At 65.9% G+C, this 10,871-nt stretch carries 4 protein-coding genes; all 4 read left to right on the top strand.

Annotated features, from left to right (window positions below; genetic code table 11):
- From O2W20_RS20660 to drmC, 4 genes are read left to right on the top strand one after another with little or no spacing between them, the layout of a single operon-like run.
- Entirely contained in the window at nt 1-4,056 is a 4,056-nt protein-coding gene (locus tag O2W20_RS20660; protein ID WP_269173502.1) for a DNA methyltransferase, read from the top strand.
- The gene (gene drmA, locus O2W20_RS20655; protein ID WP_269173501.1) at nt 4,053-7,793 is read left to right on the top strand and encodes a DISARM system helicase DrmA; all 3,741 of its coding nucleotides are present in this window, start codon (nt 4,053-4,055) and stop codon (nt 7,791-7,793) included. The genes O2W20_RS20660 and drmA overlap by 4 nt, the downstream gene beginning before the upstream one ends.
- Nucleotides 7,763-9,847, top strand: coding sequence for a DUF1998 domain-containing protein (drmB, locus tag O2W20_RS20650; protein ID WP_269173500.1), 2,085 nt, complete (start codon nt 7,763-7,765; stop codon nt 9,845-9,847). Before drmA ends, drmB begins: the two co-directional genes overlap by 31 nt.
- Nucleotides 9,837-10,547, top strand: coding sequence for a DISARM system phospholipase D-like protein DrmC (gene drmC, locus O2W20_RS20645; RefSeq protein ID WP_269173499.1), 711 nt, complete (start codon nt 9,837-9,839; stop codon nt 10,545-10,547). Before drmB ends, drmC begins: the two co-directional genes overlap by 11 nt.
- Nucleotides 10,548-10,871 lie beyond the last annotated feature (324 nt).

Below are 10,871 nucleotides of genomic sequence, written 5' to 3'. Positions count from 1 at the left end.
ATGAGCGCTGCCGAGCTGCATCGCTCGTGGCTGACCCTCGTGGACACTGAGGGCCCGTTTCTGGCGGTCCCGCCCCTCAAGCGCGTGTGGCCTCAAGGAATGCCAGCTCTCGCCGTCGAGGCAAAGGCCGCCCTGGCGTCGGCGCACCGTACCTTCGTCGCCGGGTGGGAGAGCTACGACCGGGACCCGTCAACGGAACACGCGCTCGCCAACTACCGGGACGCCCGGGACGCCTGGGTGCAGGTCGTGCTCCGGGACGTCGCGGGTTGGGCCGAGTCCATGAGCTGGGACGAGATTCCCGGCTTGGTGGCGTCGTCACCCGGCCGGGAGGTCACGGTGACCGCGCAGGCGGCTATCAGGGACGGCGACGGGTGGGGCTGCCTCGTCCACTTCGTCGACCCGATTGATTCGCTGCGCCAAGCCCCGGGCGACCGGTGGGCTGCCTCACCGGTCGACAGGTTGGAGGCTCTGCTGCGGGCCGGCGGACCCGAGGTCGGCCTGGTGACCGATGGTCGCTGGTGGGGCCTGGTGTGCGCCCGGGAGGGCGCCATGGTCGCGTCGGGGGTGGTCGACGCGCTGGACTGGGTCGCCGAGCCCCGGGTGCGGGATGCGTTCTTCTCGCTGGTCTCCCGTCGCCACCTGATCGGTGGTGACCCCGCTGAGCGACTGCCAGTTCTGTTCAAGGACTCGGTGGCTGAAGCAGAGGAAATCACCGAGGCGCTTGGCGCGCAGGTGCGCCAGGCAGTTGAGCTGCTGATCCAGTCCTTCGCCGAGTCCGCCGCTGAATCTCAGCGGCACGGACTGCCCGACCCCCTTCCCCGTCGAGCTCACGACACGTACGAGGGTGCGGTCACGGTGCTGATGCGGATCGTTTTCCTCCTCTTTGCGGAGGAGCGGGGATTGCTACCGACGGGCGAGCTCTTCGAGCAGGGGTACGGGATCTCCGGAGAGCTGGCCCGATTGGTTAAGCGTGAGGCCGCGGAGACCGAAGAGGCGCTCGACTCGACCTCGTTGACCTGGCACCGGCTCTTGGCCACCAGCCGGGCCCTCTACACAGGGGCCTCATTCGAGAACCTGCGGATGCCGCCCTACGGCGGGTCACTGTTCGATCCGTCCCGGTTCCCTTTCTTGACCGGTACGACCGACCAGGAGACCTTGGCGCTCACCGTGCCCGACCGGGTGATGCTGCACGTTCTGCGGTCCGTGCAGCTACCTCGGCTGAAGAGTGGCGAGGCCCGGCAGATCTCGTTCCGTGAGCTGGACGTCGAGCAGATCGGCTACATCTACGAGGGACTGCTCGGCTACACGGCTGAGCGCGTCGACGAACCCCACTTGGGATTGATCGGCAAGGCCGGCAGCGAGCCGGAGATACCCATGGCCGTGCTCGAAGATCTGGCGGCCGAGCACGCAGAACCGAGGAAGCTGGCCGAGGCGATCCGGCAGTGGCTCAAGGACGACCAGCCCGCAGCTGTCCCAGCCTCCGCGACCGCGATCGCCAAGGGCATCGGTGCGGAGGCAGACTCTGGCGCCGTCAGCGCTTTGCGACAGGCGGTCGGGGACGACACAGCGCTTCATGACCGGGTGCTCCCGTGGCTGGGCCTAGCTCGGCTCGACCTGCGGAAGCAGCCCTTTGTCGTGCTGGACGGCGGCCTGCTGGTGAAGGAGACACCGTCGCGCCGCAATGCGGGTGCTCACTACACGCCCAAGTCGCTGGCCACGGAGGTGGTCAAGCACGCACTGGAGCCACTGTGCTTCAACCCCGGGCCGCACCAGACGGCGGATGAGAGCCAGTGGAAGCCCAAGACGTCGGAACAGATCCTTGCGCTCAAAGTCGCGGACATCGCGTGCGGCTCCGGGGCGTTCCTCGTCGCCGCCGCCCGGTACCTGTCTGAGCGGGTGGTCGAGGCGTGGGTCCGGCAAAACCCCGACCATGAGGCTCGTACAGACCTTGAAGGTCGGGCGATCCGTGAGGTGGTGGCCAGCTGCCTCTACGGCGCGGACATCAACGAGATGGCCGTCGAGATGTGCAAGCTCTCACTCTGGCTGGTTTCCCTCGACCGGCACCAACCATTCTCCTTCGTCGACGACAAGATCTTCCTCGGCAACTCGTTGCTCGGACTCACCGATGTGCAGCAACTCCGCACGCTGCACATCGACCCAAGCCGCGCGAAGAAGCTCGAGACGTACGGCGTGGACGACGTTGAGGTCAAGGAGGTGGTTCGCCGCGCTTCTGAGCTCCGGACTCAGCTCGCCACCGAAATCGACGATCGCGACCCCGCCCGAGACGGTGCAGCGAAGCGCCGCCAGCTTGCAGACCTACGGCGGCTCACCGCTGACCTGCGTCGGCTTGCGGACGGCGTCATCGCCGCTGGCCTGCCCTGGGGTGGGAAGCCCGGCGGTAAGCTGGACGACGCCTACGAGAACCTCCGCATTGCCGCCCGAGCCGCGGCTCCCCGTAATGGCGAGCCGGGCAACCCGGCCATGCTCGACACCTTGATCGACAAGGGCTTGACGCCCACGGTTGCGACCGACTATCGGCGATGGCAGCCGCTGCACTGGGTGCTCGAAGCCCCCGACGTTATGGTGGATCACGGCGGCTTTGATGCCATTGTCGGGAACCCTCCCTTTTTAGGCGGGAAGAAGGTCACTGGCGCCGTCGGATCGGACGTGCGGGACTGGATGGTATTTCAGCTGGCTGGTGGAGTCAGGGGAAATGCCGACCTTGTCGCCTATTTCTTCTTGCGTGCGCGGAATCTCCTCGCGAATACGGGGAAGCTGGGCCTGATTGCAACCAATACGATCGCCCAGGGTGATACGCGCGAAGTTGGACTGGACCAGGCTGTGGCATCGGGTTTCGCTATCAGCCGAGCTGTCCGAAGTCGGCGATGGCCCGCGACGGGTGTCAACTTAGAATACGCTGCAATCTGGGGGAGTCTGACACCGCTCTTGTCGGAGGCTGCCTTGAACCTCGACGGCGTGTCGGTGCCGAGTATTTCGACGTACTTGGAGCCCGCGGGCAGATCCTTCGGCTACCCCGTCAGGCTAGCTGAGAATCGCAACGCCGCCTTTATTGGAGTCTATCCTTTAGGGATGGGGTTCGTCGTGTCTCCCGAAGAGGCCGAAAATTGGCTTAGCGCGTCCCCGAAGAACTCCGATGTGCTCCTTCCCTTCTTGAACGGTGACGACCTCTACTCCCGCCCCGATGTATCCGCGTCGCGTTGGATCGTAGACTTCAACGATTGGTCAAAGGAACGCGCACAGGAATACGAGCTCCCCTTCGGCCGTATTGAAGAGCGAGTACGCCCGGAGCGACAGCGCCAGGACGCCCACGGCCAGTTCGTTCTGCGCGCTCCTCTGCCAACACGATGGTGGCAATTTGCCGACAAGCGTCCGGCGCTGCGCAAAGCAATACTCCAGCTGGGTCAGGTTCTCGCTGTCACTATCGTGAGCAAATCTCTGATGCCAGTGCGCATTTCTGCACGTCAGATACTGAGCAACTCGCTATGTGTTTTCCCGACAGACTCGTACGCACAACAAGCCATCCTTTCATCCTCTGTGCATCAGGCTTGGGTGATCAAGTACGGGTCGGGAATGAGAACGGATCCCCGATATACGCCGTCGGACGTCTTTGAGACATTTCCACGAGCGGGAGATACGCTGGGGCTGGCGACGGCTGGGCACAATTTGGAAGAGGTGCGGCGGGAGATCATGTTGCGGCGACAGCTGGGCCTGACTGCGTTATACAACCTGGTGAATGATCCTGCGATCGCTGACGCCGTTGAGCCAGACGTGGCGCGGATGCGGGATATCCATATGAGACTTGATCGCGCAGTCATGGGGGCCTACGGCTGGGGTGACGTCCCGCTCGACCACGGGTTCCACACCTACCGCCAGATGACGCGATGGACCGTCAGCCCAGCCGCGCGGGTTGAAATACTCGACCGGCTGCTGGAGGAAAATCACCGCCGGGCTGCGGCCGAGCAGGCAGCGGGGGTCACCGGCAAGGGTTCTAAGCCGCGGATCCCATCTGAGGAACAGGAGTCACTTTTCCCGTGACGGCAGCCAATCCCGCGAGCTCCCGCCCACAAGGCACGTACGAACTGACTCACGAGCTCGACGGTTCGTCGTACGAGGTGCGTGAGAACCTCGTCGACATCCTGGAACGCGAGCTGCTCGGTCCGGTCGGTGGTCCCAATGAGGTGCTGTCGTTTAGTCCGCGCCAGCAGTATCTGGTCGGGCACATCGCTCCAGTGAAGCTGACCGACGACGTTGCCGTCACCGAAACGGAGGTGGCGGAGGCCGGTCGCGGCGATCTGGTCCAGGTCCGCTCTGACGAGGCTGCCTTCACCGAGGGCCGCGGCGTGCCCGCATTTGCTGCCGACGACACCGAGGCCGAGTCGGAAGACGACGACGCCGAAGACCGCACGCCCAAGCAGGGACTCATGATCCCCTCGTCCATGGGTCTGCGGTTTCAGGTGCCCGCCGATCTGGCCGCGTTCACGGTGCACGCCTCCTGGGGCGTGTACGAGCCGGTCGAGACCGATGAGGTCACGAAGTCCGGCCGGCCCATCCGCAACTACCAGCGCACCCCTGTCGAGGAGCCCAGGACCGTCGAGCTCGCTGATCTAGTGCCCGGCGAGACCCACACGGTGTCCCTCCGCGACAAGGTCTGCCTGCGCATCGACCGCTACGACGACACGGCGCTTGGACGCGTGCTCGTGGAGATCGCCCTGTGCAACGACCGAGTCACCCCGATGCCGATCCCGATCGGCATGTGGCTCTTCCAGACTCGACTCGCCATCGACGCCAATGGGGCCGAGGTCTTCTTGCCGGTCCGAGACGCCCTCGAGGAGTACTGGGCAGAGCACGACTCCGAGGTTCGGCGGCTCGACCTGCAGTACCGCGACCGGCTGCAGTTCGCGATCGGCCGGTGCTGCTCGGTCACGTGGAAGGCCGAAGTTGGATCGCGACGTGCCACCTCCGTCGAGACCACTTGGCTGCCTGTGTCAGAGACTCCGCAAACGCGTGCCGGCGAGATCGACCAGGCGATGCTGTCCATGGCCGCGTTGGCAGAGGCGGACGCCACAGGGCTGGCGACCGGGCTGTCTCCGCTGGTCGCTGGCTACGGAGCCTGGCTCGATGAGCAGGAGGAGCTGGCTACCGAACTGCCGGCCCACCTCCTGGACACCGCTGCGGATGCCCTGCGCGAGGCCCGGAAGGTGCACAAGCGGCTGACCGCCGGGCTGGCGCACGTCACGTCCAAGCCTGAGGCCCTGCGCTGCTTCCAGTTCATGAACAGAGTGATGCGCGACCAGCGCATCGCCTCGCAGGTTGCCGCGGAACGTGCCTCGAACGCGGACATGTCGATTGCTGACGCTCATGCATTGGTGGCGGCCCGTGGCGACAAGGCCGCGACCTGGCGCCCGTTCCAGCTCGCGTTCATCCTCATGCAACTCGGGGCGCTCACCGACCCCACCGCCCGGCTGCGCAGCGAAGATCTTCAGGCGCAGGTCGAGCTGTTGTTCTTCCCCACCGGTGGCGGCAAGACCGAGGCGTACCTCGGCCTGGCGGCCTACACGTTCGCCATCCGCCGCAGGCAGGGTGTTGTCGACTCCGGCGACGGCCCGCTCGACGGAAACGACGGGGTCGCCGTGCTCATGCGCTACACGCTTCGGCTGCTGACCGCCCAACAGTTTCAACGAGCGACAGCCCTCGTCTGCGCCGCTGAGCTGGCCCGGTGCGAGGATGAAGGCACCTGGGGGACGACGCCTTTTCGCATCGGACTTTGGGTCGGTACCGCTGTCAGCCCCAAGCGGTACGAGGAGGCCGAGGACCAGCTCGTCAAGGCCAACCAGTACGGCAGCCACCGACTCACGGTGCTGCAGGTCCAGCGGTGCCCCTGGTGTGGCACGCCGATTGGGGCCGCCAACGTCCGCGCCGACCCCGTCGCGCGGCGGGTGTTCGTGTACTGCGGAGACGAGCTGGCTCGCTGTCCTTTTGCGAAAGGCGGCGCAGTCACCGAGGGTTTGCCGGTCCTGACCGTCGACGAGGAGATATATCGTCTCACCCCCGCTTTCGTCATCGCCACCGTCGACAAGTTCGCGCGATTGGCCCGGGAGGGTGAGGCGGCGGCCCTGTTCGGCTACGTCAACCGTAGGTGCGGCAGACACGGCTACGTGCACGTCGACTACCCGCATTGCACGGGCAGCTCGCACACGTCGAAGGGCGGTCCCGCGGCCACCGTCGTGCCAGTGGGCCGGCTCCGGCCACCGGACCTGATCATCCAGGATGAGTTGCATCTGATAACCGGGGCGCTCGGTACATCCGTCGGGCTGTTCGAGGTGGCCATCGAGACCCTCTGCAGCTGGCAGACTCCCGACGCCATGCCGGTGAAGCCGCTGATCGTGGCGTCGACTGCCACGGTGCGCAACGCCCAAGCGCAAGTGCGCGCCCTCTACGGGCGCTGGGTGGAGATCTTCCCGCCGCAAGTGCTCGACGTAGCCAACACGTTCTTTTCCTACGAGATCCCCATCAGCAAGGAACACCCGGGGCGGCGCTACATCGGGGTCAGTGCTCAGGGCGTGCGACTCTCCAGCGCCGAGATCCGGGTCGCCGAGGTGCTGTTGTCGGCAGGCCAGTTGCTCTTCGACCGTTCCGCGGACGACCCGGCACTGACGGGGGACGCGCGGAAGGCCGCGGACCCCTACATGACCTTGGTCGGCTACTTCAACGCCACGCGTGAGCTCGCTGGCATGGCCCGCTATGTCGCGGACGACGTCCAGAACCGGGTCAAGCGACCGCGCCGGGGGGCTGGATTCCCCAGTCGGCTCGGGGCCTCGTTCGGTGTCCTCCACGTGGGTGAACTGACTTCTCGCATCGCGTCGGCTGAGATTGGCCGGACCCTGGACCGCCTCGGTGGTGAGTTCAACCCGGACTACGACAGCTCGGCAGCGTTCGGGGCGCGGATGGCGGCAGCTGATGCGGGTGTGTCCGCCTCCCCTCGCAAGGAGGTGCCTTTCGACGTGGTTCTGGCCACCTCGATGCTGCAGGTCGGTGTCGACGTCCAGCGGCTGGGTCTGATGCTGGTGGTCGGGCAACCGAAGAATACCGCCGAGTACATCCAGGCGTCATCTCGGGTCGGCCGAGACTCGGATGATCGGCCCGGTCTGGTGGTGTCGCTGGGGAACTGGGCGCGGCCCCGCGACCTTGCGCACTTCGAGCAGTTCCGGCACTACCACGAGACCTTCTACGCCCAAGTGGAGGCGCTGTCGGTCACTCCCTACTCGCCGACGTCTCTCGAGCGAGGGATCGACGGCCTGCTGGTGAGCGTCGTCCGCGTGCTCCAGGCCGCCACCGCCGACGGTCTGTCGCCCGAGCAGGCGGCGGGACGCATCAAGCAGAACCTTACCGCCGTACAGGGGCTCGTGTCCCGCTTGATGCAGCGGATTGAAGCCGCGGCGCAGGACGAGGACGCGACCAAGCTGGCAGACCACCTACTGGTCAACCGGGTCGAGCACTGGTCGAAGCGCGCGGGGGAAGCCATGGCCAACGGACAGACTCTCGTCTACGAGCGCACAGGGAAGGGCAACGCTCACATGCCTTTGATGATCAGCCCGGAGAACGCCGTCGCCATTGCTGGCAGCTCGGTGGCCGCGCCGTTCCGGATCGCCAATTCAATGCGTGAGGTCCAGCCGGAGATCAACCTGCTGGTCAGTCCGCTGCCCGACCGACTCTTCGCCCGTGCGCCCGAGGGCGCCCCTGCATGGACTTTGCCTTCAGGGGACGACGCCTGATGGCCGAAGCCTCCACCGCATCGCCCGACGCAGTCGCGGACATGCTGGCCGACGCCACGGACGCACTTGACCCGCTGGCCGACGCCGAGAACGCAAACGTCAAGAACCGCGCTCGCGTTGGATCAGCCCGTCCCTCTTCATTGCTGTACACATACGGCCCCGGCGCCGTTATGGACCTGCCGAACTTCGCCGTGATGCCGGCCGGGCTCGACGACTGGGATCCCATCTGGAAGCGTCGCGAGCACGTGCCGACCATCATCGAACCACGGCTGCTAGACGTCGTCCGGATGCACCTCGGCAGAGATGTCGACTCGCTTCGGCCTTACCCCTGGCAGCCGAAACGCGGTGGCCCCTCCATTGAGGGAACCGACCTCGGTGTTCCGGCTCGCGTGTTCCCCCAGTGGTTCCGGTGTACCGGCTGCGACTACCTCGGTCCGCTGCCCCGCTTCACCTATACGAACACCCATCCCTTCCGCCCCGACCTTGCGCAGTTCACCCACGAGAGCTGCCCGGGGCGAGGCAAGAAGTCCGGGGGGAAGGGCAAGCGGAGCAATCCGGCTGTGCCCGCGCAACACCTGTTGACCTGTACCAACGGGCACCTCGACGAGTTCCCGTATGCACTGTGGGTGCACAAGGGGATGGCTTGCCCCAAGGCTGAGAGTCCCGACCTCAAAATGCGGGACGCGAACGTCGGCGGCAGCGTCGGCTCCAGCATCGTGTGCACGCAGTGCTCGGCTAGCCGCGGGATGACGGAGGCACAGGGGCGTGTGGGCCGCGATAAGTTGCCACAGAAGTGCCGCGGCCGCCATCCACACCTCGGCGCCTTCGATGCCGACTGCGACGCGCGACCGGCCATCGTCCTGATGGGTGCTTCGAACCTGTGGTTCGCATCGACGCAGTCGGTCATCGTGATGCCGCGCGATGACAAGCAACAGACGGCAGCGCTGGCCGACCAGATGCGCGCTGAAATCGGCTTGGACAAGGTCGCGAAGTACCAGGCGCATCCGGACTTCCTGCGGGATCTTCTGTCGGCACACATCGAGCTCGGTGCGGTGACGGACGACGAGCTGGCGGCTGCGGCTGCGAAGGCGATGGCGGGGGATTCCGACGAGGTGCGCCAAGACAAGCTGGCGGGCTGGGACCCGATCGACTTGTTGGTGCCCGAGTGGGCCTACCTCCAGCAACCTGCATTGTTTGCGCAACAGTCCAACACCACCGGTCTGATGGTCACCGAGCGCGACCGAGGGGCGAAGCTGCATCCCCGCGTTCAGCGCGTGGTCGCGGTCAACAAGATGAAGAAGGTGAACGCCGTCCTGGGGTTCACCCGACTCGACGAGATGGACCGGGTCAACGACCTGTCGAGCCGGCTGGTCAAGCTGACTCGCAACAAACGGCCGAGTTGGGTGCCGGCAACCGAGGATCGCGGGGAAGGCGTCTTCCTGCAGCTCGACCTCGATGCGGTTGCCGCATGGGAGACCGTCGTCCTGGCGTCACCGTTGTGGGCGGCACATCGACAGGCGCATGACCGCAATTTCGCCCGGCGGTTCTCGGAGACAGCGAAGAACGTCGACCCAGAGACACGATTCCCTGCGCCGCGGTACTGGTTACTGCACTCGTTCTCGCATGCACTCATCCGTGAGATGGCCATGTACAGCGGATACGGTGCGGCCAGCCTGTCCGAGCGCATCTACGGCTGGCCGGCGTCCCCTGAGCGAACTGCGGCTGCAGGCCTCTTGATCTGCACCACCGCGTCCGACAGTGAGGGCACGCTCGGCGGTTTGGTCGCACTGTCCCAGCCCGAGCGGCTGCAGTCGTTGGTGTCGTCGGCGCTCCGGCGGGCTGCACGCTGCTCGTCGGACCCGGTGTGTGCCATGCGAGTACCGAGGGACCCCGAGGACTTTCTGCACGGGGCGGCCTGTCACTGCTGCACGTTCGCGTCCGAGACCTCGTGCGAGAAGGCGAACCGCTTCCTGGACCGGCGGTTCATGCTCACGCTCGCGACGACGACGGGCGTGACCGTTCCTGGGTTCTTCGGCGAGATCGATGCCGGCTGACCCGCTGGGTGAGCTCGGGGGTTACCTCACAGCGGGAGAGGCGCGTGCCCTTGCTGCTGGACTTGCGGGCGGGCGGCACGTTACACAGGTGCTGACCGCCGTGGCCTCCGCCCGACGTGGTCATGCTCAACAGCTGATGGCGGAGGCAGGGCTCGATCACACCGACCCCGCCAGGGCCGTTGCGGTACTGGGCGCGGTCGCGGGTGCGAAGGCGGTCCACCCGAGGCTGACGCCCGTCTGGACGATGCCGGGCAACGAGGCCACAGTCGGGCACCTGACCAGCCAGTTCCACGAAATCGTTCAGGGGGCAAGGCAGTCGGTCACGTGCGCGACCTACAACTTCCAGCAGACGTCGCAAATGTGGGCGGTCCTGGCAGAGGCCGCGGAACGACCTGGTGTGCTGGTCACGGTGTACGTCGACGGCGCAAAGGCAGATGCAACTGCGGTGCAGGCGCAGCTTCCGGGCGCGACAGTCTATCGGTCTGCTGAACTGGCGTCTGGCAAGAAGGTCGTCAGTCACGCGAAGTTCGTTGTGGTCGATCATCAGTTGGTGCTTTTGACCAGCGCCAACTTCTCGTACAGCGCCGAGAACCTCAATGTCGAGTTCGGGGTTCTGATCCACGACGGGGGTTTAGCGGAGTCGATTGAGTCCGTTATGGGCAAGAAGCATGGCTCGCTTTACGAGCTCGCGGAGGCATGAAGGCTCGCGGCCGTGAGTCGATGAACTGTTATTGTGCCCGTTCATGGCAGACGCGCGTTCTGCCAGGCGTTGGGTCGCCCCGACTAGGCTGCCACGACGGCTTGTATCGCTTCGTTCGAGGGTCGCGTCGGGGAGCTGCCCCAGTGGCGAATATAGGGTGGCGAGATGGACTGGATGGAGCCAGGACCTCGGCACCGGCGGCGGTGAGTGCGGCGCGCCGGTCGGGGTCGGCCGCGGCGCAGGTGACCAGCTGGTCGTCGGGCGTCAGCGACGCCCGCCGGGACACGACCACCACCGGGGCGACCGGCGGGCGGCCGAGCTCGG

It is taken from the genome of Modestobacter sp. VKM Ac-2982 (assembly GCF_026967935.1).
In the GTDB taxonomy this organism is placed as follows: Bacteria; Actinomycetota; Actinomycetes; order Mycobacteriales; family Geodermatophilaceae; genus Modestobacter.
The sequence above is the reverse complement of the archived record's forward strand: the minus strand, read 5'-3'. Positions and strand labels throughout refer to the sequence as shown.